The sequence below is a fragment of the Nonomuraea sp. NPDC048892 genome (assembly GCF_040649735.1).
GTDB lineage: Bacteria > Actinomycetota > Actinomycetes > Streptosporangiales > Streptosporangiaceae > Nonomuraea > Nonomuraea maheshkhaliensis.
In genome coordinates this window covers 654,443-676,563 of record NZ_JBEZFZ010000001.1, presented here as the reverse complement: position 1 = coordinate 676,563, position 22,121 = coordinate 654,443, and the positions used below count along the sequence as shown (strand labels likewise).

Here is a 22,121-nt window from a genome sequence, read left to right as displayed (position 1 = left end):
GGCCGCCGAGCGGACCCTGGAGCTGGTCCGCGGCGACGAGGGTCCGTGGCTGGTCGCGATCCTGCACGCCATGCTGGCCCACCTGGCCCTGAACCTCGGCGAGCGCCATCGGGCGGTCGAGTACGCCCGGCTCGCCATCCCGGTGCTGAGCCGGCTCGGCGCCGGCGACGACGAGGCGCAGCTGCGTGCGGTGCTGGTGGCCTGCGCCATCGCCGAGGGCGACCTGGACGGCGCGGAGGCGGAGCTGGCGGCGGTCTCCAGGATCAACGACAGCGAGGCGGTGATCGGCGGGATGGCGATCGTCTCGTTGTGCGCCGCCGAGCTCTCGCTGGCCCGCGGCCGGACGTCCGCCGCGCTCGCGGAGTACCGGCTGGCCGTCGAACGGGCGCGCGACCTGCGCATGCCTGAAGTGCCGCGTATGGAGCACGCGCCGTGGACGGTGATCGCCGAGTCGATCGCGCTGACGGCGTACGCCTACCACGCGACGCCGGAGGACGTCCCGTACGGCGAGGAGTTGTTCGCCGTCGTCAGGAGCTACGACCTGCTGCTCCCCGACAACCCCGTCCTCGACTACCCGATGTGCGGTTCGATGCTCTTCGGGCTCGGCGCCTGGGGGCTGCTGCGGGGGGCCATGGATCCCGGTGACGCGATCAGGTTGCTGCTGCTGGCCGAGCGGTTCGCGTACAACGGCACCATGCCGAGCATGTCCATCGAGCGGATCGAGCCGTGCGCGGAGCGGATCGCGCCGGGGACGTTCGCCGCGGTGCGGGCCGAGTACGGCGCCCGGCGCGGCTCCGACCTGCTGGCCGAGGCGATGCGGCTCGTGAAGCGGGCCGCCCCGAGGCCCGGGTCACATGTGCCGCTTGTAGCTGCGTACCGACAGGGGCGCGAAGACCGCGATGAAGATCAGGCCGGCGAGCAGCGTCCAGGCCACCTCCCCGGTGACGACCGCGCTGTTGGCGAGGTCACGAGCGGCCGTGACCAGATGTGAGACCGGATTGATCCGGACGAACGCCGCCAGCCAGTCCGGCAGGGTCTCGACCGGGACGAACGCGTTCGACAGGAACGTCAGCGGGAACAGGATCATCATCGAGATGCCCTGCACGGCCTGGGCGCTCCTGGCGATGGTGCCGATCCAGGTGAAGATCCACGCCAGCGACCAGCCCGTGAAGATGGACAGCAGGATCGCGGCGAGCACGCCGACCGCTCCGCCTCCCGGGCGATAGCCGATCACGATCCCCATGCCGAAGGTCAACGTGGCCGCGATCGTGTACCGCAGCAGGTCGGCGACCATGGGGCCGGCGAGTGGCGCGATCCTGGCGATCGGCAGCGACTTGAACCGGTCAAAAACGCCCTTCTCCATGTCCTCGCGCAGTTGCGTGCCCGTGGCCATGCAGGTCGTCAGCACGGTCTGGGCGAGGATGCCGGGGATCATCAGGGGCAGGTAGCTCTCGACGTCGCCGGCGATGGCGCCGCCGAAGATGTAGGCGAACATCGCGGTGAACAGGATGGGCTGCAACGCCACGTCGAAGAACTGCTCCGGGTTGCGCCGCATCCGCTTCAGCGCCCGCCAGGCCAGCGTCATGGTCTGGCCGAACGTCTCGGCGACGGTGACACGCCGACGGGCGGCGGCCACGCGGTCGGTGGCGCGGACCGCCTCGCGGGCGGGTGCGATCGTGGTGCTCATCGGTTCTCCTCCGTGGGGCCGGTCGTGCCGTCTTCCGTCTCGTGGCCGGTGAGGGCGAGGAAGACCTCGTCCAGGCTGGGCTTGGCCACGCTCACCGAGGTGATCGACAATCCGGCGGTGCGCAGCGCGATCAGCACCTCCGCCGCCAGGTCGGCCTGGTCCAGCGCGACGTTGAGCCGCCCCTGCTCCGGGCTGAGCACGGGGTCTGAGCCGAGCACGCGCCGCACCACCTGCACGGCGGCGGGTACGTCGTCCGGCCGGGCGAGCAGCAGTTGCAGGGTCGAGTTGCCGACCGCGGTCTTCAGCTCGTCGGGCGTGCCCTCGGCGACCTTGCGGCCGTGGTCGATGACGGCGACGCGGTCGGCGAGCTGGTCGGCCTCGTCCAGGTACTGGGTGGTCAGCAGCACGGTGCAGCCGTCGGCGACCAGGCCGCGGATGGTCTCCCACATCTGGCCGCGGGTACGCGGGTCGAGCCCGGTGGTCGGCTCGTCCAGGAAGATCAGCGGCGGCCTGGTGATCAGGCTGGCCGCCAGGTCGAGGCGGCGCCGCATACCGCCGGAGAACTGCGCGATCGGCTTGTCGGCGGCCTCCTCCAGACCGAACTGGGCCAGCAGCTCGGCGGCGATGCTCCGGGCGCGCGGGCTGGCGACGCCTTGGAGCCGGCCGAAGAGCCAGAGGTTCTCGCGGGCGGTCAGGCTCTCGTCGACGGAGGCGTACTGTCCGGTGACACCGACGAGCTGGCGGATGACGTGCGGCTGATCGACCACGTCGACCCCGAAGATCTCGGCCCGGCCCGCGTCGATCTTCAGCAGGGTGGCCAGCATCCGCAGCATGGTGGTCTTCCCGGCGCCGTTCGGGCCGAGCACGCCGAAGATCTCGCCGGTCCGCACGTCCAGGTCGATGCCGTCGACCGCGCGGTGGCCGCCGAACGTCTTCGCCAAGCCCCGCGCACGTACGGCCACGTCGGGGGGCGGGTCGAGTTCTGTGATGCTCATGGCGCCACTCTCGGCGGCGCCGGTTTCACGGCACCCTCGGCCGGGTTTCACGGGGCGCCGGCGTCGTGAAACTTTCACCGTGGAACGGCCGGCCGAAATTCGGGATCGGGCTCATTCTCCTGGTCCCGCGCCGCGTTCCGACACGTTGTCAGTGGCGCCGGAAAATTCCTTTGATACGCGGGCGTCGCTCCGGCGAATACGGAACTGCGCGTTTCATGGAGACACGGCGACGTCACGGGGAGAATTCGACATGGGGGACCTCTTCGGCATGCTCAAAAGCCGGGCCGACGACAATGCCAGGAAAGTGGTGGACGCCTGCGCCAGGGAGATCGCCGGCTTCCAGGCGGCCGAGCCCAGGGCGCGGGCGTCGATGATGGAGTTCGCGGTCGTCGTACGGAGGCGTACGGCCGAGCTGGCCGCGTCCGGCGAGCCGCTGCTGGACAGCGACCTGGCCTTCATCGAGTCCGTCGGCGAGCAGCGCGGCGCGCAGGGCGTGGCGCCCGCCTGCCAGCGCGGCGCGCTCGCGCTGCACGCCGCCTTCACGCTGCGGGAGATCTCGGAGGCGGCCGGGCCGGGCGATCTGGCCGACACGATGCGCCTGATCGACTGGCTGGGCCGCAACGGCACGACGGCGCAGGCGGCCTACACGCGCGGCTATTTCCGCGGGTACGAACGGTATTTGCCGATGGCCTCGCGCGTGCACCTCCTGGCCACCATGGTGCTGCACGACGACCCGATGGCCGCCGAGCTGGCCGATCACCTCGGGGTGCCGACGGCCGAGCACTACCTGGTCACGGTCGTCCGGGTGGCCGCGGCGCCGCCGCCGAAGCACAGGGAGGAGGTGGTGTCCGCCCTGCTGCGGCGGCACCGGGTGCCGTTCGGGTGGCAGGAGCCGGACGAGTTGGTGGCGCTGGTGCCGTACCACGGGACGCGGCCCGAGCACCGTACGGCGGCCGAGGGGGCGGGGCTGGCGCTGGCGCGGACGGTGGCCGAGATCGTGGGGCGGCCGTGCTCGACCGGCACCGCGCACGGGCGCCGCCACGCCCTAGCCCAGGCGGCCGCGCTGGCTCGGAAGGTCAGCCGGGTGGCGCCGATGGAGCGGGTGCCGCGCCGCTCGTACGGGGTGGCGGACGTGTTCGCCGAGCTCGGCGCGGTGGAGACGCCGCAGGTGGACCAGTGGCTGCGGGAGACGGCGCGCCGGCTCGGCGACGGGCCCGACCTGGTCCCGACGCTGGACGCCTACTACCGCCACGACATGAACCGCCTGCGTACGGCCGAGTCGCTGCACATCCATCCGCGCACGCTCGACTACCGGCTGCGGCGGGTGCGGGAACTGGTGGGGATCGAGCCCGGCTCCACCCACGGCGTCCGGGTGCTGAGCACCACCGTGGCCAGACTGCTGGCGGGCGCGTGGAACGAACACACCCTTATCTGACCCTGTCCGGTTCCTTTACCGGGCCTGTTTTGGCACGAGTGACAATCGCCGCCCAGTCGCCACGACGGCGTTTCTCGCGAAGTGACGATGACCGGGAGTCCCGGGCTCGGCGAAAGTAACGGCGCAGGGCTCGGCCGGGCCGGAAAAGGGAAACCAGCGAAAGGTTTCGACGACATGGCAGTACATGCAAGAAGAATGCTCATCGGCGTGCTCGGCGCGATCGCGGCGTTGCTGTTCTCCGTCGCGCTGCACACCGGTACGGCCACCGCGGCGCCGGAACGCGGCTTCACCGACCAGTCGACCTCGGAGCTCGCGGACGTGCCGGGCAAGGACGGCGGGGCGTCGCTGAACGCCCAGTACTCGTGCTCGCGCAGAGTCCCCATCCCCGCGTACTACATCGACATCGACTGCTCGGTGTTCAGCGGGGCGATCAGGATCGTGGTGACCTGCTCCGACGGTTACACGTTCGCCAGCCCGATCATCTTCGCCGGTAACCGGTTCACCGGGCGCGGCACGTGCGGGCCGCCGTGGACCGTGCGCTCCGCCAACGTCCAGGAGGTCTGACCGGCCCGGTCCGTCCTGAGCCACCCGGGTGCGTCCCGGGTGGCTCGTCCGCGTACCGGCCTCAGGCGCGCAGGGTCTTCCTGAGCAGTTCGGCGAACTCGGCGGGATGCGTGGTCAGGCCCGTGTGCCCGCCGGGGAAGTGCACGAGCTCGGCGCCGAAGCGCTCGGCCAGGCAGGCGGCCGGGCGGTAGGGCAGCTCGCCGCGCGAGTCCTGGCCGGCGGCGAGCACGAGCCGGTCCGACAGCGCCGCCAGCCGGTCGACGTCCGGGACGTAGGACATGAAAGCGGGCACGATGCGGCCGACGAAGAACGGCAGGCCGGCCATGGTCTGCTCGGCCCGCGCCGCCGCCTGCGGCGGAAGCCGCGCCTCAGCCGGCTCGGGCGGCTCAACCGGCTCGGCCGACGGCTCGCCGTCCTTGCTCAGCCCGGCGGCGAACACGGCCATCGCGGGCATGAGCCCTTCCGTACGGAACGTCTCGCGTACGCGGGCGACGAGGGCGCGGTGGACCGCGGCGTCCGGAAGCACCTCCACCACCGGCGGCTCGTGCGCGACCACCCGTTCGAGGCGTTCCTGGTGGGCGGTGAGCAGGTGCAGGGCGACGATCGCGCCCGAGCTGGAGCCGAAGACGCGGGCCGGTTCGCCGGGCGCCACCAGGTCCAGCAGGCGCAGCGCGTCGTCGGCGTGCTCGGCCACCCGCTGCTCGGCCTCCGGGTCGTCGAGCGGGCTGCGGCCGAGGCCGCGCGGGTCGTAGGTCACGACCGTGTACTCGGCGGCCAGGTCCGCGGCGACGGCCTCCAGAGAGGCGGCGCCGCCTGTCCCGCCGGGGATCAGCAGCAGCGGCGGCCCCTCGCCGCACACCTCGTAGTGCAGGGTGGCACCGCGCACACGCAGGCTGTCGTTCATGCGAGCTCCTCTCGGCCGGTTGTCCAGGAGACCGCTCATGCGGGCTCTCCTTCCGGCCAGTTCTCCAGGAGGACGTGCAGGGCGTCGAGCGTGCGGGTCCAGGTCTGCTGCGGGGTGCGCGCGTGGGCGAACCCGCCCGCGGCCTCCAGGGCGACGAATCCGTGGAAGGTGCTGCGCAGCACCCGTACGGCGTCGGTCAGATCGGGCTCGCCCAGCCCGTACGCCCGCAGCATGCTGTATGTCAGCTCGACCGCGCGCCGCGGCCCCGTCGCCTTGGCGGCCAGCTCGGGATCGATCTTGATCGGCACCTGCGTCGCCATGTAGCGCCCAGGATGCTCGTGGGCGAACTCCCGCCACGCGTTCGCGTACGCGACCAGCGCCTCCTTGCCCGCCAGCCCGGCGGTCGCCTCCGCGATGCGCACGGTCTTCTCGTCGGCGGCCAGCAGCGCGATCCGCCCGCGCAGGTCCTCGACGTTGCGGACGTGCGTGTAGAGGCTGGCGTCCTTCACGCCGAGCCGCCGCGCGACCTCCGACATCGTCACCCGGTCGAGCCCGACCTCGTCGGCGAGATCGGCGCCCGCGACCGTCACCCGCTCCGCCGTCAGCCCGGCCCGCGCCATGCGCCCTCCTCATTTCCAAGACTTCCTAGGTATATCCTAGGACATCTCGGAAAGGAAGCCGCTAACAGGACTCGATCGTGTCCCAGTTGTCGTCGTAGTTGCCGTGGGACCAGCCGGTGCACGTGCCGCCCGGAGCGCTCGCCTGGGCGGGCGTCCCGCCCAGGGTGGCGCCGAGAAGGGCCATCGCGGCGACGGTGGTGCCCAGACGTACGATCGCCTGCCTCATGCTGTGCCTCTTTCCCTCGTCGTCCATCACTGGCGCGAATCGTCCGCCGGCGGAGGTCGAGGATCCGTTGAGAGGCCGTTGAGAGGGGCGCGGCAGGTCAGGCGGCCTCGACGCGCTGCTGGTCCTGGAGCAGGTCGACGACCGTCTCGATGTCGTTGGCGCTCACCGTCTGATGCAGGCCGCGGTGTATCTCGTCGTCATCCAGCCGGACACCGCGCCTGGTCGCGTACAGGACACCCTCGTCGCTGTAGAAGAAGGACCAGCCGGGGAACGCACTACGCAGCGCATCAATGTCGTAACCCAGAGTAGTCATACGGGTACTCTAACGAGCCATACGGCGACCGGTCCAGCCCTCGATGTCCTGACCTCGGCCCCAGCGGAAAACCCGCCGAGCAGAGGTTACGATAAAGCCATCTAGGACTAACTATATGTATTAATCTAGCGACCGTGAGTAACGGAGTCGCCGTCAGGGCGACCTTAATCCGCCGCGTCCTGCACCGCATCGGTCGGCGCGGCGCGTCGCTCGCCTTCGTCGGCCTGCTGGGGCAGGTGATCGCCGTCTCGCTGGCGTTCGCCCCGGCCTCCCAGCGGAACACCTCGGCCTACACCACGCTCACCGCCGTCGTCCCGCTGAACGTCTGGGCGCTGGCCTGGTTCCTCGTCGGCACCCTGTGCCTGGTGCAGATGTTCATGCGCTCCGACCGGATGGCGTTCGCCGCCGCCACCGCGCTGCTCCTGCTGTACGGGCTGGTGCACATGGTCTCCACCCTGACCGGGGCCAACCAGCGCGGCTGGGTCGCCGGGGCGGTCTGGCTGGCGTTCGGGAGCTGGATCGCGCTGATCGCCACCTGGCCGGAGGCGCCTCGGCCGCCCGGACGGCTGCCCGGCGCCCTGCAGCCGGCGGCGGCCGTGGTGGTCGCCGACGCCGCCGGGATCATCCAGTCGTGGAACCTCCAGGCGGCCGACCTGTTCGGCTGGAGCACCGAGGAGGCCGTGGGGCGGCCGCTGACGATGCTGATGCCGCGCCGCCTGCGCGAGCAGCACTCCGCCGGGCTGGTCCGGGTGAGCACGTCCGGCCGCTCCGAGCTGTCCGGGCGCATCATCCCTCTGGTGGGCCTGCGGCGCGACGGCACCGAGTTTCCGATCGCGCTGACCGTGAACGCCTGGCATCACGAGGACGGGATCGCCTACACGGGCGTGATCCGGCCCGTCGGAGGAGGTGGCGATGCCGAGCCTGACTGACATTCTCATTCAGATCGCCGTGGGCGCCGTCCCGCTCGGAGTGGCGTACATGGCCTTCCGGTCGGCCACCGACGCCAACAAGAAGACCCACGAGACCTCGCTGCTCCAGGTCGAGCGCCAGGCCGAGCTGGAGCGTTCCAAGGTGGACGCCGAGGCTTTCATCAGGGCCAAGACGATCTACGAGGACGCGCTCAGCCAGCTGGAGAAACAGCTGGTCCGGATGCAGACGCACACCTCCCAGGTGAGCACCGACCTGGCCACCGAGCAGAGTGCGTCCACCGCGATGCGCGACCAGATCAACCGGCTCCAGGCACAGATCAGGGCGCTGGAACGCACGGTCGTCACGTTGCGTGCGCAGCTCATCTCGGCGGGCCTGGCCCCGGCGCCCGCGTCCGAGACGACCGGGCCCTACCAGCGCCGGCACCCCCGGATGGAATGACCCGAGCGGCTCGCCGAAGCGAGGGGTGGTGGACAAGAGTTGCCAGCGTCTGTCACCATTTATCGCATGATCATGCGAAAGGAGGGCGCTTCCGCCCTCAACCGGTGAGCGTGCTCGTGCAGCGGGAAGCTGCCGCGATTCGCCACGAATGGCTGAGCCGGGCGCTGTCGACGCTCCCCACCGACCGCCCGGCCGTCGAAGCCGCCGTCTCCGCCCTCTACCGTCTGGCGGGGCTGTCCCCACCCCGGTTCCACTGGGTCGCCTCACCGCTGGCGGCCCTGGCGACCGTTCCCCCCGGCCTGTCGCATTCCATCGAGCATCCGGACAAGTGGCCGCTCCTGACCCGGTTCGCCAAGCTCAGGGACGAATGGTGCCGGTCCGTCGAGGCGGGCATGCGCAAGCAACACTGGGCGTTCGACCGGATCGTCCAGCAGGAGGTGTTCTTCCCGCTCCAGCGCTCGATCAGCAGTTGCCTGATCCCGCCGCTGCGGCGGGCGCACAGCTGGGGGCCGCCCGGCCGGATGCGCTGGGAGCAGGCCCAGTACGTCTCCTGGCTCGCCCGCTACGACGCGCTGCGCCGCATCGCCGGCCTGGCGCTCGACGCCCGGTTCGAGGTGTGGGCGACCGCGCTCGGCTCGTCCCACTGGTGGTGGCCTGACCGGCACGTGTGCGTCGTCTCCGAACGGCCGGTCGACCTGCGCACCGAGGTCATCGGCGACGACGACGAGGTCAGGCTGCACCACGCGCGCGGCCCGGCCGTCCGGTACGCGGACGGATGGACCGTGCACGCCTGGCACGGCACGCAGGTGCCGTCCTGGGTGATCGAGAACCCGACCGCCGAACGCATCGCCGACGAGGTCAACGTCGAGGTCAGGCGGTGCGCGATCGAGCATCTCGGCTGGGGCGCCTACATCGAGCAGGCCGGTCTGAGATTGGTCTCAGGGGCGCCCGACCCGGGCAATCCCGGCTCCGAGCTGCGGCTCTACGACGTGCGCCGGGGCACGAGGGTGCTCCTCGCGGTCAACGGCTCGGTCGAGCGCGACGGCCACCGACGCAGGTACGGGCTCACCGTGCCCGCCTATCTCAACGATCCGATCGAGGCCGCCGGATGGACGTACGGGCTGTCCGGCGAGCAGTACGCCACACTCCTCCGCAGAACCTAGGTGATGCCCATGACTGTCACACTCGCCTCTCTCACTCAGCGAACCGGACTCGCCGTGCTCGACCACCTTGAGCAGTCGGTCCGCATCCCCGTCGTCGACGGCCTCCAGGCCCAGGGCGACCTCATCGTCATCCCGCTCCCGCTCGTCGCCACGTCGGTGACCCTGATTCCAGAAGACCGATGGGAGCCGGTGCGGGCCGAAGGCGTCGAGCTGCTGCGCGGCGCGGCCGGCGGCAACCCGCACACCCTCGTCGCCGACCCCCGCACCTGCCGCTGGACCACGAACGTCATGGACTCCCACGGCCTGGCGATCGGCGTCTTCACCGCCTCGGCCCCGGTCTACCTGCTCCATCCTGAGCACGGGGGCTCGGGCTGCGCGCCGGGCACGTACGTGGTCAGACGCCAGCGCGAACACGAGGGCACCAGGGCCCGGCTGGTCGCGGACTGAACCTCAGTCCCCGTACGCCTGCGCCAGCAGCTCGGCCGACCGCATCCACGCCTTCCTGTCGGGCGCGGAGAAGGCCACGATGAGCTCGTCGGCGCGGGCGTGCTCGGCGAACCAGTCGACGTACGCCTTCACCTCGGCCGGGTCGCCGACGGCCGAGTACTTGGCCATCTGCACGAGCTGCTGACCCGCGGGCGATTGGAGGATCATGTCGGCCTCCTCGGTCGTGAACGTGCGCCCCCTGCCGAGGAACCTGGTGACCCGCAGCCGCTTGGAGTCGAGGAACTGCTCCTGCGCCTCCTCCGTCGTCTCGGCCGCGATCACGTTGAGCGCCGCGATGACGTGGGGGTGGTCGAGCTGTGCGGAGGGCTTGAACTCCTGGCGGTAGATGGCCACGGCCTCCTCAAGCGCGGCGGGCGCGAAGTGGGAGGCGAACGCGTACGGAAGGCCCAGCGCCGCGGCGAGTTGCGCGCCGAACAGCGAGGACCCGAGGATGTAGAGCGGCACGTTCGTGCCCTTGCCCGGGGTGGCGTCCACGCCGGGGATGCGGGACTCCCCCGTCAGGTAGCCCTGCAGCTCCAGCACGTCCTGCGGGAACGAGTCCGCCGAGGAGTGCGTGCGCCGCAGGGCCCGCATGGTCTGCTGGTCGCTGCCCGGCGCCCGGCCGAGCCCGAGGTCGATGCGTCCCGGGTGCAGCGTCTCCAGCGTGCCGAACTGCTCGGCGATGGTCAGCGGCGAGTGGTTGGGCAGCATGACGCCACCCGCCCCGAGGCGGATCGTGCTGGTGTGGGCGGCCACGTGGGCGATGAGGACGCTGGTCGCGGAGGAGGCGATGCTGGCCATGTTGTGGTGCTCGGCGTACCAGACCCGCTGATATCCGAGCTCTTCCGCCCGCTGTGCCAGGGCGACGCTGGCGGCGAAGCTGTCACCCGCCGTCTCGCCCTCGCCGATGTGCGCCAGATCGAGGATGGACAGCGGCAGAGCCATGAGTACGCGCCTTTCGCAGAGCGGTGTGACCAGCTCTATGCAACAGCATCTAATGCGGCGTTATTTCATGACTGATCCCCCACGGCGCGGCCGTGGGGGATCGGAAGGCGTTCAGGAGGCGGTGCAGGAGAGCGTGGCGGGGGTGCCGTTCTGTCCGGAGTGTCCGCCGAGGAAGCCGAACGTGGCCGTCGCGCCGGCGCCGACCGCGCCGTTCCAGTCGAGGTTGGTGACGGTGACGGAGCCGCCGCCCGTCGACAGGTTGCCGTTCCAGAGCTGGGAGATCGTCTGGTTGTTCGGGAACGTCCAGCCGACCCGCCAGCCGTTCAGCGGCGACGTGCCGGTGTTCCGCACGGTGACCTCGGCCTGGAAGCCGTTGTTCCACTGACTGGTCACGCTGTACGTCGCCGTACAGCCGCCGGGTCCGCCCGTCGGGGTCACAGTCGGGGTCACAGTGGGCGTCACCGTAGGAGTGGTGGGAGGCGGCGCGGCGATGGCCAGGTCGTACGCCCGCTGCGGCACGAACTGCCCCGCCTGCGCGATGCACCCGTCGGCCTCACCGGGCGGCTTGACCCACAGGTAGGCGTCGATCGCGGAGTCGCCCGTGTCCGTGGTGCTCCAGGTGCCCGTGGCGCGCCCGGCCGGGTCGCACCACTCGCTGCCGGCGGGGCCGTTGCCGTTGCGGCTGGTGTCGATGACCGCCTTGAGCCGGGAGACGCCGGTCGCCGCGATGATGTTCTTCGCGTACGACACCAGCCCCGCCGTGGCGCGGTAGTTCGAGGTGTTGACCGCGATGCCGTCGGCGCTGTTGGCCACGTCCGCCCCGGTCAGCCGGGAGGCGGCCTCCGAGGGTGACAGCCAGGCGTCGTGCCCGATGTCGAAGTACACCTTCACCTGCGGCGACGTCGCCCTGAACCGCTTGCCGGCGTAGGCCATGGAGGCTTTCACCTCGGCCTGCTCGGAGGAGTTCATGCAGTTGGTCATGATCGCCAGGGCGTCGGGTTCGAGGACGACGGTGGCCGGCCGGCCGCCGAGCCCGGCCGCGATCTGGTCGATCCAGGCCCGGTAGGCCGCGTGGTCGGGCGCGCCGCCCGCGCTGGGGCCGCCGCAGTCGCGGTTCGGCATGGCGTACACGGCCATGATCGGGATCTTGCCGGCCGCCGCGGCGGCGCCGACGTAGGCGTCCACCTGGCCGCGCACGGTCGCGGGGTTGTAGGTGGCGAACCACCGGCCCTGCGGCACCGCGGCGATCCTGTCCCTGATCACTCCGGTACGGCTGTCGTTCGGGTTGGCCGCCACCCACTTGGCGGCGTTCGTCTGGGGATCCACGTAGAAAGCGGAGTCGGCGGCCTGGGCGGTGGAGGAGGAGAGGACGACCGCCCCCACCACGGCCGAGGCGGCCGCCGCGAGGAGCACCGCCAGCACGGACCTGCTGCGAGACATGTGGATAACTCCGTCCGTCGTGTGGGAGCGCTCCCACCGGCACCCCGGATGCTAGGGAGCCGGGCTCGCCGGACAAAGACATCGGATCGATCCTTTAGCCGTCACCGCAGGTCAAACCCGAGGAAGCGGGTGAAACTTTCACTCCGTCAGGCAGGCCTCGAAGACGGCGGTCAGCCGGTCGACGTCGGCCGGCGTAGGTTGCTCGGGGCCGACCCTGCGGCGCATGACCCCGATGCCGAGGAAGACCGACGCGGCCATGCGGGCCCTTGACCGGGCGTCGGGCCCGGAGAGTTTGGCCTCCAGTGGGATCAGCACCGCCGAGATCAGCCGCTCCCTGGCCACTGCCTGCACCTCGGGGTGGCGGGCCGAGCGTTCGAGCGTGCGCAGGATCGGGCTGTCCGGCGGCTGCCGCATGCGCTCGGCCGCGTATTCGGCCAGCCGCCTGGGCAGCCCCCGCTCGTCGCCCTCGAACAGCGCGCTGAAGGCCGGCTCGCCCTCAAGGACTGCCGCGAAGAGGCCGGCCTTCGAGCCGAAATACCGGCCCACCAGGGCGATGTTGGCATCGGCCGCCGCCGCGATCATGCGTACGGTCACCTGCTCATAGCCCTGCTCGCCGAACAACATGCGGGCGGCCCGCAAAATCCGCTCCCGGGTGGCCTCGCGATCGCGTGGCCTGACCTCAGTCACCTGGGGACTCATGCCCGCACTCTACTCAACCCACACCCCACTAACCGCGCGGCTAGTAAACATGCGTATACTCAAGTGGTTTATGTCTGTAAGAAGGGGATGTGGGTGTCTTGGTAGCCCAGGCGCAGGCCGCATCTCCCGCGAAGCGGCACTATTCCCACCGCGAGATCCTCGAGATCATGTCCGGGCTCATGCTCGCGATGCTCACGTCGATGATCTCGACCTCTGTGGTGGGCACCGCGCTGCCGACGATCGTGGGGGAACTAGGCGGTCAGGACCAGTACTCATGGGTCGCGAGCGCGACCATGCTGACGATGACGGTGTCCACGCCGTTGTGGGGCAAGCTGTCCGACGTCTTCGGACGCAAGCTCCTGTTCCAGACCGCGCTGGGGCTGTTCGTCGCGGCCTCGCTGGTGGCCGGCCTGTCGCAGGACATCGGACAGCTCATCGCGGCGCGGGCCATCCAGGGCCTGGGTGTGGGCGGATTGTCGGCCTTGTCGCAGGTGATCCTGGGGGACATCGTCTCCCCCAGGGAGCGCGGCCGCTACTCCGGCTACATGGGCGCCGTCTTCGGCATCTCCACGGTCGCGGGCCCCTTGCTGGGCGGATTCATCGTGGACGCCGACTGGCTGGGCTGGCGCTGGTGCTTCTACGTGGTGGTGCCGTTCGCGGTGGTGGCCTTCGTGGTCATCCAGAAGGTGCTGAAGCTGGAGCGGATCAAGCGCAGCACGTCGATCGACATCTGGGGCGCCACCACGATCACGGCGAGCGCGAGCGCGCTCATGCTGCTGCTGACGCTCGGCGGCGTCGAGTTCGAGTGGAACTCGTTCTGGACCTACGCCCTGTCCGCGATCGCGCTGCTCAGTCTGGCTCTGGCGGTGCTGTCGGAGCGCACCGCGCGTAACCCGATCCTGCCGCCGCGGCTGTTCCGCAACCCGACGTTCGTGCTCACCAGCCTGGCCTCGCTGTTCGTCGGCATGGCGATGTTCGGCGCGATGATCTATCTGCCGCAGTACCTGCAGATCGTCAAGGGGCTCAGCCCGACCAACTCGGGCCTGATGACGCTGCCCATGGTGGTGGCGCTGTTCCTGTCGGGCGTGATCTCCGGCAAGATCGTCACCCAGACCGGCAGGTGGAAGATCTTCCCGGTCATGGGCCTGCTCATCGTGGCGGCCGGCCTGTTCCTGCTGTCCAGGCTGCACGTCGACTCCAGCGAGTGGCTCATCGGGGCCGACGTGGCGGTGCTGGGCACCGGTCTCGGCCTGTCCATGCAGATGCTCATCCTGGCCGCGCAGAACGGCTCCGAGCTGCGCGACATGGCCGCGACCACGTCGGGCGTGTCGTTCTTCAGGTCGCTGGGCGGCGCCGTCGGCGTCTCCGCGTTCGGCGCGATCCTGACCGGCCGGCTCAAGGACGAGATGGCCGAGATGCTGCAGGCCGCGCACATCTCGCTGCCGGGCGGCGGGGACGTCAAGCTCGGCAGCCCCGACGCCATCCAGCTGTTGCCCACGCCGATCAAGAACATCGTGCTGGAGTCGTTCACCCGCGGCCTGGAGACCGTGTTCCTGGTGGGCGTGCCCATCGCCCTGCTCGGGTTCCTGGCCACGCTCTTCCTCAAGGAACTGCCGCTGCGGGGCTCGAGCCTGCCGCCCGAGCCCGCAGCCAAGCCGCTCAGCAAGGACGACCTGGTCCTGGCGGGCCTCCTGCTCGAACTCATCTCCCAGCGCATCGAACGGGTGAACGGCGAGCGCTCGGCGCTGCTGAGCGCGGTCGCCAGGCTGGCGCCACCCGACGAGCGCTCCGAGCGCGAACGGGCCAGGGCGGTCGTGCACGACGTGCTGCGGCCCACCTCGCGCACCCTGATCGCGCAGGCCACGCCGCCACAGAAGGACCTCGTAACAGGAGGAATCTCGCAATGATTCGCAAGTTCGTGGGCGCCGTCGCCGCGGCCCTGGCCGTGCCGGCCGGGCTGTGGCTGATGATCGCGCCCTTCGCCCTCGGCGGCCAGCCGGAGGACGCCGACTGGACGAACGCCACCCAGTCCGAGTTCTTCACCGGGCTCGGCGTGGCGGTCGTGGGACTGATCGGCGCCATCGCCTTCGTGCTGGCCATCCGCGAGGAGCTCGTACTGCGCGGGCTGGTGGAGCCCAAGCCGCGCAAGGCCGAGCCTGAGCCCGAGCCGGTGCCGGTCCCCGCGCCGCAGGCGTCCTCCGCGGAGCTGGCCAGCCTGCTGGCGCCGCTCGTCGAGGCGCTGCGTGAGGACCTGAGCACCGGATCCCGTCCCGGCGGCGGCGAGCACCGCCACAACGGCAAGACGTCCCTCGTTGGAGTGGAGGAGAACCGATGACGGCGAAGCTGGGCGTGTCCGCCCTCGTCCTGCTGTTCCTCGGCGGTCTGTGGCTGGTCGCCGCGCCGTTCGCGGTCGGCTACCAGCCCCGCGGCGCCACCTACGCGGACGCGACGGTCAACGACCTGTGGCTCGGCGGCGGGATCGCCGCGGTGTCGTTCGTGACCCTCGTCGTCTACGCCGCCGATGCCCTGCGCGAGCTGGCCTCGCGCGGCAGGCACACCGAGTCCTGACGCGAGACATGCCGTGTTCGGCAATGGCGCGGACCCTCGGTGGGAGCCGCTGGAAGGCGAGCTCCCCGAAGGGCGCTTCGAGATCGGCAAGGACGGCGCCGGCCTGCTCGTCGTGGGCTTCGACGGATCGGGCCCGAGCCGCAACGCACTCGCGTACGCGGCCGGGCTCGCCCGCAGGGACGACGCCGCGCTGCTCATCGCCTTCGTCGAGGCGCTCTACGCCACCCCCCTCTGGTTCTGGGCCGGGTCGCCGATCATCCCCGACTCGGCCTGCGACCTGACCGAGGAACTCAGGGACGAGCTGCGCGGCGCCGGGGTGCCGTGGCAGTTCGTCAGCGTGCGGGGTGACGCGGCGCGCGAGCTGGAGACGCTGGCCAGCGCGTACCGGGCCGACGCGATCGTCGTGGGCCGCTCGCGCAGGTCGTGGCTGGGCTCGGTTTCCTCCGGGCTGGCGAAGCGGGCTCGCCGTACTGTGCTGATAGTGCCCTGACCAGGGCGGATGTCGCATATGGTGGCGAGATGAAACGTGCTGCCGCCATGGCGTTCGTGGTGCTCGCGTCCGTTTCGTGCGGCGCGGGAGAGCCGGTCGCCTCGCCCGCGACCTCGGATTCCGTCCACGAGACGCCCGAATCACCCATGTCCGTGCCCGCCTCCGCCGGGCAGAAGTCCACTCCGGCCCCCAGCCCGACCGGGCCGCCGCCGTTCAGCGCGAAGGTCTCCCGGGTCGCGCGCGACCAGCTCCCGTACTCCTGGCGTCCCGGCTGCCCGGTCCACTACCGGGACCTGCGGCTGGTCACGCTGACGTACTGGGGCTTCGACGACAAGGCGCACACCGGGCAGCTGGTCGTGCGTAAGACGGTGACCGGCGACATCGTGACGGTCTTCAAGAGGTTGTACGGATGGCGTTGGCCCATCAAGCAGATGAAGCTGGTGGACGCGTACAAGGGCGACGACTACGACTCGATCGACGCCGACAACACCTCGGCCTTCAACTGCCGCCCGGCGACCGGGTCGAGCAACTGGTCGAATCACGCCTATGGGGAAGCGATAGACATCAATCCCCGCGAGAACCCATATGTCACCGCAAGTGGCAGCACGGCACACCAGAATGCGAAAAAGTTCGCTAAACGGCCTGTAAGCGGTAAAGGTGTAGTAAACCCCGGTGACAAGGTCGTCAAGGCCTTCTCCCGCGTCGGCTGGGAGTGGGGCGGCTACTGGTCGGGCACCAAGGACTACCAGCATTTCTCCAAGAGCGGAGGCTGAGACAATCCCCTCATGGCAGCTAAGGACGGCGACGGCTGGACCGAGTGCGCGCAGGGCCATCGGCATTGGGGCGTCCATGGGGCCTCCGGGCTGCTGGTCGTCCACCACGACGAGCTCGGCGTGCCGTACGTGCTCATGCAGAAGCGCGCGTTGTGGAGTCACCACGGCGGCACCTGGGGGCTGCCTGGCGGCGCCCGCGACAGCCACGAGGACGCCGTCACCAGCGCGCTGCGCGAGGCCCGCGAGGAGGCGGCGCTCGGCGGCGAAGGGCTGCGCGTGCAGGGCGTCTACCTCGACGACCACGGCGGGTGGACGTTCGAGACGGTGATCGCCGCCTCGGCCGAGCTGCTGGCCGCCGCGCCGGCCAACGGCGAGAGCACCGAGCTGCGCTGGCTGGCGCTGCCCGAGATCGCCGACCGTGAGCTGCATCCCGGCTTCGCCGCCACGTGGAGCGACATCCAGGGCGCGATCCACCCCGAGACCCTGGTGCTCGACGTGGCCAACATCGTCGGGGCGCGGGCCGAGCGCGGCTGGTGGAACGACCGGCTGGGGGCGGCGACGCGGCTGCTGAACGACGTGTCGGGGCTGCGGCTGACTCATCCGGTGCTGGCGCAGTGGTATCCGCGGATGGTGGCGGTCGTGGAGGGGGCGGCCCGTGAGGCTCCTGCCGTACCGGGGATCCAGGTGGTCGCGGCTACGGGGAGCGGCGACGACGCCATCGTGGACGTCGTGCGTCAGGCCAAGCCGTGGGAGCGGGTGCTCGTCGTGACGGCGGACCGGGGGCTGAAGGAGCGGGTCGGGGAGCTGGGCGCGGAAACCGTGGGCCCCAAGTGGCTGCTCACGCAGCTCGGCGGCTGAGCTCGCGCCGGTCGGACGGGCTCGCGCGGTCTTCGCTTCGTGCGGTCTTCGCGCGGTCTTCGCTTCATGTGGTCTTCGTGCGGTCAGGTCTCCGGCGGGTCAGAGCTCTGCGGGGACCACGCGGTCGAAGGCGGCCTTGAGCCCTGTGACGTCGAGCACCCGCTGTAAGACGCCGTGCACGCCGACGAGGCCCAGGCTCCCGGCGTGCGCGGAGATCCTGCGCTGGTGCTCGACCAGCACCCACAGGCCGCTGGAGTCGCAGAACTCCAGCTCGGCCGCGTCGATCACGATCTCCACGCGCCCCTCGGTGAACAGCGTCACCAGGCAGTCCTTCAGCAGCGGAGCCGTGAGCTTGTCGAGGTCACCGCTCAGGCGCACGAGCGCTCGGCAGGCGCCGCGCTGCACCTCGACGTCGAGATCCGCCACCACCTGAACGTACACCCCTGCCACCACAGCCGCTATCGTGGTTTCCGCACGGGAGGGTTCGCATAGTGGACGAGTGCAGCCGCCTTGAAAGCGGCCAGGTCAGCGATGGCCTCGTGGGTTCGAATCCCACACCCTCCGCTCACTCGCGGGTCCCCGCGAAGGCATCGCCCACGCTGGCGGCGAGCTGCAGGTAGGCCTCCCTCGTCGCATCCTGGAGCCGGTCCAGGTCGATCTCCGCGCCCTCCTCCAGATGCGGGTCATAGGGCACCCTGATCACCGCACGACACCGTGCGGCGAAGTGGGCCTCCAGCTTCCTGATGTCGACGGCCGACTTCGACCTGGGCCTGACGCTGCAGAGCACCACGGTGGCGTTCTTGACCAGGTCGGCGTAGTGGTGGGCCTCCAGCCAGTCGAGCGTCGCCGAGGCCGCCCTGGCGCCGTCGACCGACGGGGAGCTGACCAGCACGATCTGGTCGGCCAGCCCGAGCACGCCGCCCATGGCGGAGTGGAGCAGGCCGGTGCCGCAGTCGGTGATGCAGATCGAGTAGAAGTTCTCCAGGACCTGGGAGACGTCCTGGTAGTCGGAGCCGCTGAACGCCTCGGAGACCGCGGGGTCACGGTCGGAGGCCAGCACCTCAAGCCGCGAGGGCGCCTGCGAGGTGAACGCCCTGATGTCGACGTACCGCTTGACCTGGTCGCGCTCGTTGAGCAGGTCGCGCACGGTGGCCGAGGTCTCCAGGGCCAGCTTGTCGGACAGCGTGCCCCGGTCGGGGTTGGCGTCGACGGCGATGACGCGGTCACCGCGTACGGAGGCCAGCGTGGCGCCGAGGCCGACCGTGGTCGTGGTCTTGCCCACGCCGCCCTTCAGGCTCAGCACGGCCACCCGGTGGTGCCCGGCCGTCACCGGGGTGCGGGCCCTGGTGAGCAGCTCGCGGCGGCGGCGCACCTCCGGGGGCTCGCCCGGCTTGATCCAGCCGCCGGACGCCTTGTAGACGACACGGCGCCAGCCCTTGGAGGGCGCGTTACGCCGTCCGCGTAGCAGGGACTCCGGGTCGAGGCTCTCCGCCGTCGGGCGTCCGGTGACCGGGGGCCTGGGCGGGGCGGTGAAGACGGGGATGGGGGCCGGGCGGCGGCGAGGCTGAGTCGGCGGCGGGATCTCGCGTTCGGCGGGCCGCCATTCCTGCTGGTCGGCCCACTGCGGCTGGTCGGCCCACTGGGGGCGCTCGGACGGCTCGCTCCTGGCCGGGTTGTCGGGCTGTTGCGCCCGTCGCGAACGGCGCGGCTCGTCCCGCTGGGAACCCTGCGGCTCCTCGCGCTGGGACCGCTGCGGGTCGTCCCATGGGGAACGTTGTGGCTCGTCCCACGGAGAGCGCTGGGGCTCCTCCTGCTGGGGTCGTGCCTCGTCGCCGGCGGAACGCTCGTCGTCCCGCTGCGGACGCTCGTCCTTGTGCGCCCGCTCGTCATCCTGCTGGGAACGATCCTGGGACCACGCGGGGTGTTCGCCGGACCACGCGGACGGCTCATCGGACCAGGTGAGCCGCTGCTCGTCGCCCCACTTGGCGGGCTGCTCCGTGCTCCACGACAGCCGCTCGGGCTCCGCGGCCTCGTCACGCGACGGCTCCTGGGACCCGTGGAGCGGCGTCCGCAACGACGGGGACGACTCCTGGGAGCGCGGCTCGGGCTCGCCCCACTGCGGGCGCTCGCTGCGCGGCAGCGTCTCGGACGGCTCGGCCCACGGCGGCCGCTCCGCGGACGACGGCGCCTCCGCCGTACCCGCTGCTGCGCCCGGCTCCTCGTCGCGTTGTTCCTGGGCCCATGACGGGGCCTCGTTGCGCGGCTGGGTGTCCGCCCACGGGGACTTGGTCTCCGTCACGGCCGGCTCGTCGCGTACGGACTCGACATGAGCGGGCTCGACAGAAGCGGCCTCGGCACCCGCCGACTCGGCACCCGCCGACTCGTCGTCCGCGGGCTCCTTGACGGCCTCGGGACGCCCCGTCTCCTCGCTCTCCGTGGACTCCCGCGCCCAGTCGGGGATGTGCGGCCACGGCTCGTCCTGCGCCGCCTCGGCCCTGCTCCCCGACGTCTCGGTGCCGCTCCCGGCCGCCTCGGGCTTGCTCGCGGCCGGCTGGGGCTTGCTCTCAGCCGGCTGGGGCGGCGTGAGCGGCAGCGAGAAGGCGTCGGTGTCGTCGGGGCGCGGCAGCGGCTTCAGCGGCGCGTGGAAGGGATCCTCGACGCTCGGGGCGGGCTTGTCCTGAAGAGCGGCCCGGTCGAGCCACTGGGTGGCCTCGCTCTCCGCCTGGGGAAGGTCCTCGGCGGCCTCGGGGCCGTACACGGAGTCGACCGCCGCGCGGAACAGCGGCGGCGTCGGCGTGTCGTGCTGCTGCGGCACGTGCAGCCAGGGGTCCTTGGGGTACGGCGAAGCGACCGGCTCGTCGGCGACGGCGGCCGAGGCGCTGACCGGAACGGGCGCCTCCTCCGTCTCCTTGATCGCGTCGAGCCAGGCCAGCTGTTCCTCGAGAGATTCTTCTCGATCGTGTCTTGCCACCGTGTTCCCCCTCGGGTGGGTCTAAAGGGGCAGCAAATACATTGCAGGTTAACGCCACATGCTCCGGCACAGCCCGGCAACCCAGAACTTCTTTGCCCGGCTACCGTGGTTCGCATGCGAGCCATTGAGATCGTCAAGCCGGGCGGACCCGAGGTCCTGGAGTGGCACGAGGTGCCGGAGCCGAGCGTCGAGCGGGGCGACGTGCTCATCGAGACGACCGCCTCGGCGGTGAATCGGGCCGATGTCCTGCAGCGGCAGGGATTCTACGACCCTCCTCCCGGCTCGTCACCGTACCTGGGGCTGGAGGTCTCGGGCGTGGTGGCCGAGGTCGGGGCGGACGTGGAGCAGTTCAAGCCGGGGGACGAGGTGTGCGCGCTGCTCGGGGGCGGCGGTTACGCCGAGCGCGTAGCCGTACCGTGGCAGCAGGTCATGCCCGTGCCCGAAGGGGTGCCGCTGCACGCGGCCGCCGGGCTGCCTGAGGTGGCGTGCACGGTCTGGTCGAACGTGTTCATGCTCGGACGGCTGCGCAGGGGCGAGACGCTGCTCGTGCACGGCGGCGCCAGCGGCATCGGCAGCTTCGCGATCCAGCTCGCCAAGGCGCTCGGCTCGTACGTCGTCACCACGGTCGGCTCGGAGGCCAAGGCCGAGCGCGTCAGGGAGCTCGGCGCCGACGAGGTGATCAACTACCGCGAGGAGGACTTCGCGGACAAGGTTCACGCCGACGTCATCCTCGACATCATGGGCGCGAAATACCTGGCCGGAAACGTGCGCGCGCTCAAGACCGGCGGCCGGCTGGTGATCATCGGGCTGCAGGGCGGGCGCAAGGCCGAGCTCGACCTCGGCATGCTGCTCGCCAAGCGCGCCTCCGTGCACGCCACGGCGCTGCGCTCGCGTCCCGTGGACGAGAAGGGCGTCATCGTCCGCAGCGTCGTCGACAACGTCTGGCCCCTGGTCGGGGCCGGTGCCGTACGTCCGGTGATCTACGCGGAGGTGCCCATGTCGGATGCCGCCGAAGCTCACCGAATGTTGGATTCAGGGGAGCACGTCGGCAAGATCCTGCTAGTACGGTGAGTGTTATGAATGCTGAGGACAACAACACCCCCCACATCGTGGTGGTGGGTCCTGACTTCCAAGGTCAGGGCGATAGCGGCGAGGACGACCGCTCGGTCACCAACCTGGTCGAGCAGCCCGCCAAGGTGATGCGCATCGGCAGCATGATCCGCCAGCTTCTCGAGGAGGTCCGCGCGGCTCCCCTCGACGAGGCCAGCCGCAAGCGCCTGAAGGAGATCCACGAGTCCTCCATCAAGGAGCTTGAGGACGGCCTCGCGCCCGAGCTGGTCGACGAGCTGGAGCGGCTGTCGCTCCCGTTCACCGACGAGAACGGCACGCCGCCGAGCGAGGCCGAGCTGCGCATCGCGCACGCCCAGCTGGTCGGATGGCTCGAAGGCCTGTTCCACGGCATCCAGACCACGCTGTTCGCGCAGCAGATGGCCGCGCGCGCCCAGCTGGAGCAGATGCGCAGAGCGCTGCCGGGCGTGCCGCAGGGCGACGACGGCGGCCCCCAGCGACCCCACGGCGGTTCCGGCCCCTACCTGTAGCCGCCGACCGCTGTGTAG

The 22,121-nt window shown here is 70.8% G+C and carries 25 protein-coding genes and 1 tRNA gene; 15 read left to right on the top strand and 11 right to left on the bottom strand.

The genetic code is table 11. The features are described from left to right. Positions 1–850: 850 nt before the first annotated feature. Both AB0C28_RS03370 and AB0C28_RS03365 read right to left on the bottom strand, forming a co-directional pair. Entirely contained in the window at positions 851–1,687 is an 837-nt protein-coding gene (locus AB0C28_RS03370; protein ID WP_357839166.1) for an ABC transporter permease, read from the bottom strand. After that, positions 1,684–2,682: an ATP-binding cassette domain-containing protein gene (locus tag AB0C28_RS03365; protein ID WP_357839168.1), complete on the bottom strand. Its 999-nt coding sequence runs from the start codon at positions 2,680–2,682 to the stop codon at positions 1,684–1,686. The genes AB0C28_RS03370 and AB0C28_RS03365 overlap by 4 nt, the downstream gene beginning before the upstream one ends. Positions 2,683–2,932: 250 nt before the next feature. Between AB0C28_RS03365 and AB0C28_RS03360 the strand changes: the two genes are divergently transcribed. Together AB0C28_RS03360 and AB0C28_RS03355 are read left to right on the top strand one after the other, a co-directional pair. Then, the gene (locus AB0C28_RS03360) at positions 2,933–4,117 is read left to right on the top strand and encodes a helix-turn-helix domain-containing protein (RefSeq protein WP_358072978.1); all 1,185 of its coding nucleotides are present in this window, start codon (positions 2,933–2,935) and stop codon (positions 4,115–4,117) included. 174 nt (positions 4,118–4,291) lie between these two features. Beyond that, the gene (locus AB0C28_RS03355) at positions 4,292–4,681 is read left to right on the top strand and encodes a hypothetical protein (protein WP_357839174.1); all 390 of its coding nucleotides are present in this window, start codon (positions 4,292–4,294) and stop codon (positions 4,679–4,681) included. Between the two features lie 61 nt (positions 4,682–4,742). Here AB0C28_RS03355 and AB0C28_RS03350 read toward each other — a convergent pair whose 3' ends face one another. The 4 genes from AB0C28_RS03350 to AB0C28_RS03335 form a co-directional block, all read right to left on the bottom strand. After that, positions 4,743–5,585 carry an alpha/beta hydrolase gene (locus AB0C28_RS03350; RefSeq protein ID WP_357839177.1) on the bottom strand — a complete coding sequence of 281 codons (843 nt, stop codon included), beginning with the start codon at positions 5,583–5,585 and terminating at the stop codon, positions 4,743–4,745. Positions 5,586–5,620: 35 nt separating this feature from the next. Then, positions 5,621–6,205: a TetR/AcrR family transcriptional regulator gene (locus AB0C28_RS03345; protein ID WP_358072977.1), complete on the bottom strand. Its 585-nt coding sequence runs from the start codon at positions 6,203–6,205 to the stop codon at positions 5,621–5,623. Positions 6,206–6,266: 61 nt separating this feature from the next. Further along, positions 6,267–6,431 (bottom strand): hypothetical protein, encoded by a 165-nt coding sequence (locus AB0C28_RS03340; RefSeq protein ID WP_357839182.1) that lies wholly within the window; start codon positions 6,429–6,431, stop codon positions 6,267–6,269. Positions 6,432–6,528: 97 nt separating this feature from the next. Then, entirely contained in the window at positions 6,529–6,744 is a 216-nt protein-coding gene (locus tag AB0C28_RS03335) for a hypothetical protein (protein ID WP_346102210.1), read from the bottom strand. Positions 6,745–6,878: 134 nt separating this feature from the next. Here AB0C28_RS03335 and AB0C28_RS03330 point away from each other — a divergent pair, with 134 nt between their 5' ends. From AB0C28_RS03330 to AB0C28_RS03315, 4 genes are all read left to right on the top strand, one after another. Then, entirely contained in the window at positions 6,879–7,673 is a 795-nt protein-coding gene (locus tag AB0C28_RS03330) for a PAS domain S-box protein (RefSeq protein ID WP_358072976.1), read from the top strand. Further along, positions 7,657–8,112 (top strand): hypothetical protein, encoded by a 456-nt coding sequence (locus tag AB0C28_RS03325; RefSeq protein ID WP_357839187.1) that lies wholly within the window; start codon positions 7,657–7,659, stop codon positions 8,110–8,112. Before AB0C28_RS03330 ends, AB0C28_RS03325 begins: the two co-directional genes overlap by 17 nt. A gap of 104 nt (positions 8,113–8,216) precedes the next feature. After that, entirely contained in the window at positions 8,217–9,275 is a 1,059-nt protein-coding gene (locus tag AB0C28_RS03320) for a DUF6745 domain-containing protein (RefSeq protein ID WP_358072975.1), read from the top strand. A gap of 9 nt (positions 9,276–9,284) precedes the next feature. Next, positions 9,285–9,722 (top strand): hypothetical protein, encoded by a 438-nt coding sequence (locus AB0C28_RS03315; protein WP_358072974.1) that lies wholly within the window; start codon positions 9,285–9,287, stop codon positions 9,720–9,722. Positions 9,723–9,725: 3 nt separating this feature from the next. Here the strand turns inward: AB0C28_RS03315 and AB0C28_RS03310 are convergent, their stop codons facing one another. From AB0C28_RS03310 to AB0C28_RS03300, 3 genes are all read right to left on the bottom strand, one after another. Beyond that, positions 9,726–10,706, bottom strand: a complete 981-nt coding sequence (locus tag AB0C28_RS03310) for an LLM class flavin-dependent oxidoreductase (protein ID WP_358072973.1) — start codon at positions 10,704–10,706, stop codon at positions 9,726–9,728. Between the two features lie 111 nt (positions 10,707–10,817). Beyond that, the gene (locus AB0C28_RS03305) at positions 10,818–12,146 is read right to left on the bottom strand and encodes a glycoside hydrolase family 6 protein (protein WP_358072972.1); all 1,329 of its coding nucleotides are present in this window, start codon (positions 12,144–12,146) and stop codon (positions 10,818–10,820) included. 138 nt (positions 12,147–12,284) lie between these two features. Then, entirely contained in the window at positions 12,285–12,845 is a 561-nt protein-coding gene (locus AB0C28_RS03300) for a TetR family transcriptional regulator (protein WP_357839202.1), read from the bottom strand. Positions 12,846–12,934: 89 nt separating this feature from the next. On the opposite strand from AB0C28_RS03300, the gene AB0C28_RS03295 reads away from it, so the two are divergent. The 6 genes from AB0C28_RS03295 to AB0C28_RS03270 are packed head-to-tail and all read left to right on the top strand — an operon-like array spanning position 12,935 to position 17,534. Continuing rightward, a complete protein-coding gene (locus AB0C28_RS03295) occupies positions 12,935–14,752 on the top strand; it encodes an MDR family MFS transporter (RefSeq protein ID WP_357839205.1) in 1,818 nt (605 codons plus the stop codon). After that, complete coding sequence (locus AB0C28_RS03290; RefSeq protein WP_357839208.1) at positions 14,749–15,180, top strand: hypothetical protein; 432 nt, start codon at positions 14,749–14,751, stop codon at positions 15,178–15,180. The genes AB0C28_RS03295 and AB0C28_RS03290 overlap by 4 nt, the downstream gene beginning before the upstream one ends. Beyond that, positions 15,177–15,413, top strand: a complete 237-nt coding sequence (locus tag AB0C28_RS03285) for a hypothetical protein (protein ID WP_358072971.1) — start codon at positions 15,177–15,179, stop codon at positions 15,411–15,413. Before AB0C28_RS03290 ends, AB0C28_RS03285 begins: the two co-directional genes overlap by 4 nt. Before the next feature lie 13 nt (positions 15,414–15,426). After that, entirely contained in the window at positions 15,427–15,903 is a 477-nt protein-coding gene (locus tag AB0C28_RS03280) for a universal stress protein (RefSeq protein ID WP_357839214.1), read from the top strand. A gap of 47 nt (positions 15,904–15,950) precedes the next feature. Continuing rightward, positions 15,951–16,676, top strand: a complete 726-nt coding sequence (locus AB0C28_RS03275; RefSeq protein ID WP_358072970.1) for a M15 family metallopeptidase — start codon at positions 15,951–15,953, stop codon at positions 16,674–16,676. A gap of 12 nt (positions 16,677–16,688) precedes the next feature. Beyond that, positions 16,689–17,534 (top strand): NUDIX domain-containing protein, encoded by an 846-nt coding sequence (locus AB0C28_RS03270; protein WP_358072969.1) that lies wholly within the window; start codon positions 16,689–16,691, stop codon positions 17,532–17,534. 99 nt (positions 17,535–17,633) lie between these two features. Here the strand turns inward: AB0C28_RS03270 and AB0C28_RS03265 are convergent, their stop codons facing one another. Next, positions 17,634–17,960, bottom strand: coding sequence for an STAS domain-containing protein (locus tag AB0C28_RS03265; protein WP_357839222.1), 327 nt, complete (start codon positions 17,958–17,960; stop codon positions 17,634–17,636). A gap of 51 nt (positions 17,961–18,011) precedes the next feature. Here AB0C28_RS03265 and AB0C28_RS03260 point away from each other — a divergent pair. Then, positions 18,012–18,098 (top strand) — tRNA-Ser (locus tag AB0C28_RS03260). 1 nt (position 18,099) lies between these two features. Here the strand turns inward: AB0C28_RS03260 and AB0C28_RS03255 are convergent. Further along, positions 18,100–20,505, bottom strand: coding sequence for an AAA family ATPase (locus AB0C28_RS03255; protein WP_358072968.1), 2,406 nt, complete (start codon positions 20,503–20,505; stop codon positions 18,100–18,102). Between the two features lie 114 nt (positions 20,506–20,619). On the opposite strand from AB0C28_RS03255, the gene AB0C28_RS03250 reads away from it, so the two are divergent. Next, positions 20,620–21,576, top strand: coding sequence for an NAD(P)H-quinone oxidoreductase (locus tag AB0C28_RS03250; protein WP_357839228.1), 957 nt, complete (start codon positions 20,620–20,622; stop codon positions 21,574–21,576). A gap of 5 nt (positions 21,577–21,581) precedes the next feature. Further along, complete coding sequence (locus tag AB0C28_RS03245; protein WP_106247429.1) at positions 21,582–22,103, top strand: bacterial proteasome activator family protein; 522 nt, start codon at positions 21,582–21,584, stop codon at positions 22,101–22,103. The last annotated feature ends 18 nt before the right edge of the window (positions 22,104–22,121 follow it).

What these genes read in the sequence shown, in the direction of transcription:
- AB0C28_RS03370 (WP_357839166.1), bottom strand. Translation starts at nt 1,687, where the DNA reads ATGAGCACCACGATCGCACCCGCCCGCGAGGCGGTCCGCGCCACCGAC.
- AB0C28_RS03365 (WP_357839168.1), bottom strand. Translation starts at nt 2,682, where the DNA reads ATGAGCATCACAGAACTCGACCCGCCCCCCGACGTGGCCGTACGTGCG.
- AB0C28_RS03360 (WP_358072978.1), top strand. Translation starts at nt 2,933, where the DNA reads ATGGGGGACCTCTTCGGCATGCTCAAAAGCCGGGCCGACGACAATGCC.
- AB0C28_RS03355 (WP_357839174.1), top strand. Translation starts at nt 4,292, where the DNA reads ATGGCAGTACATGCAAGAAGAATGCTCATCGGCGTGCTCGGCGCGATC.
- AB0C28_RS03350 (WP_357839177.1), bottom strand. Translation starts at nt 5,585, where the DNA reads ATGAACGACAGCCTGCGTGTGCGCGGTGCCACCCTGCACTACGAGGTG.
- AB0C28_RS03345 (WP_358072977.1), bottom strand. Translation starts at nt 6,205, where the DNA reads ATGGCGCGGGCCGGGCTGACGGCGGAGCGGGTGACGGTCGCGGGCGCC.
- AB0C28_RS03340 (WP_357839182.1), bottom strand. Translation starts at nt 6,431, where the DNA reads ATGAGGCAGGCGATCGTACGTCTGGGCACCACCGTCGCCGCGATGGCC.
- AB0C28_RS03335 (WP_346102210.1), bottom strand. Translation starts at nt 6,744, where the DNA reads ATGACTACTCTGGGTTACGACATTGATGCGCTGCGTAGTGCGTTCCCC.
- AB0C28_RS03325 (WP_357839187.1), top strand. Translation starts at nt 7,657, where the DNA reads ATGCCGAGCCTGACTGACATTCTCATTCAGATCGCCGTGGGCGCCGTC.
- AB0C28_RS03315 (WP_358072974.1), top strand. Translation starts at nt 9,285, where the DNA reads ATGACTGTCACACTCGCCTCTCTCACTCAGCGAACCGGACTCGCCGTG.
- AB0C28_RS03310 (WP_358072973.1), bottom strand. Translation starts at nt 10,706, where the DNA reads ATGGCTCTGCCGCTGTCCATCCTCGATCTGGCGCACATCGGCGAGGGC.
- AB0C28_RS03305 (WP_358072972.1), bottom strand. Translation starts at nt 12,146, where the DNA reads ATGTCTCGCAGCAGGTCCGTGCTGGCGGTGCTCCTCGCGGCGGCCGCC.
- AB0C28_RS03300 (WP_357839202.1), bottom strand. Translation starts at nt 12,845, where the DNA reads ATGAGTCCCCAGGTGACTGAGGTCAGGCCACGCGATCGCGAGGCCACC.
- AB0C28_RS03290 (WP_357839208.1), top strand. Translation starts at nt 14,749, where the DNA reads ATGATTCGCAAGTTCGTGGGCGCCGTCGCCGCGGCCCTGGCCGTGCCG.
- AB0C28_RS03285 (WP_358072971.1), top strand. Translation starts at nt 15,177, where the DNA reads ATGACGGCGAAGCTGGGCGTGTCCGCCCTCGTCCTGCTGTTCCTCGGC.
- AB0C28_RS03275 (WP_358072970.1), top strand. Translation starts at nt 15,951, where the DNA reads ATGGCGTTCGTGGTGCTCGCGTCCGTTTCGTGCGGCGCGGGAGAGCCG.
- AB0C28_RS03270 (WP_358072969.1), top strand. Translation starts at nt 16,689, where the DNA reads ATGGCAGCTAAGGACGGCGACGGCTGGACCGAGTGCGCGCAGGGCCAT.
- AB0C28_RS03250 (WP_357839228.1), top strand. Translation starts at nt 20,620, where the DNA reads ATGCGAGCCATTGAGATCGTCAAGCCGGGCGGACCCGAGGTCCTGGAG.
- AB0C28_RS03245 (WP_106247429.1), top strand. Translation starts at nt 21,582, where the DNA reads ATGAATGCTGAGGACAACAACACCCCCCACATCGTGGTGGTGGGTCCT.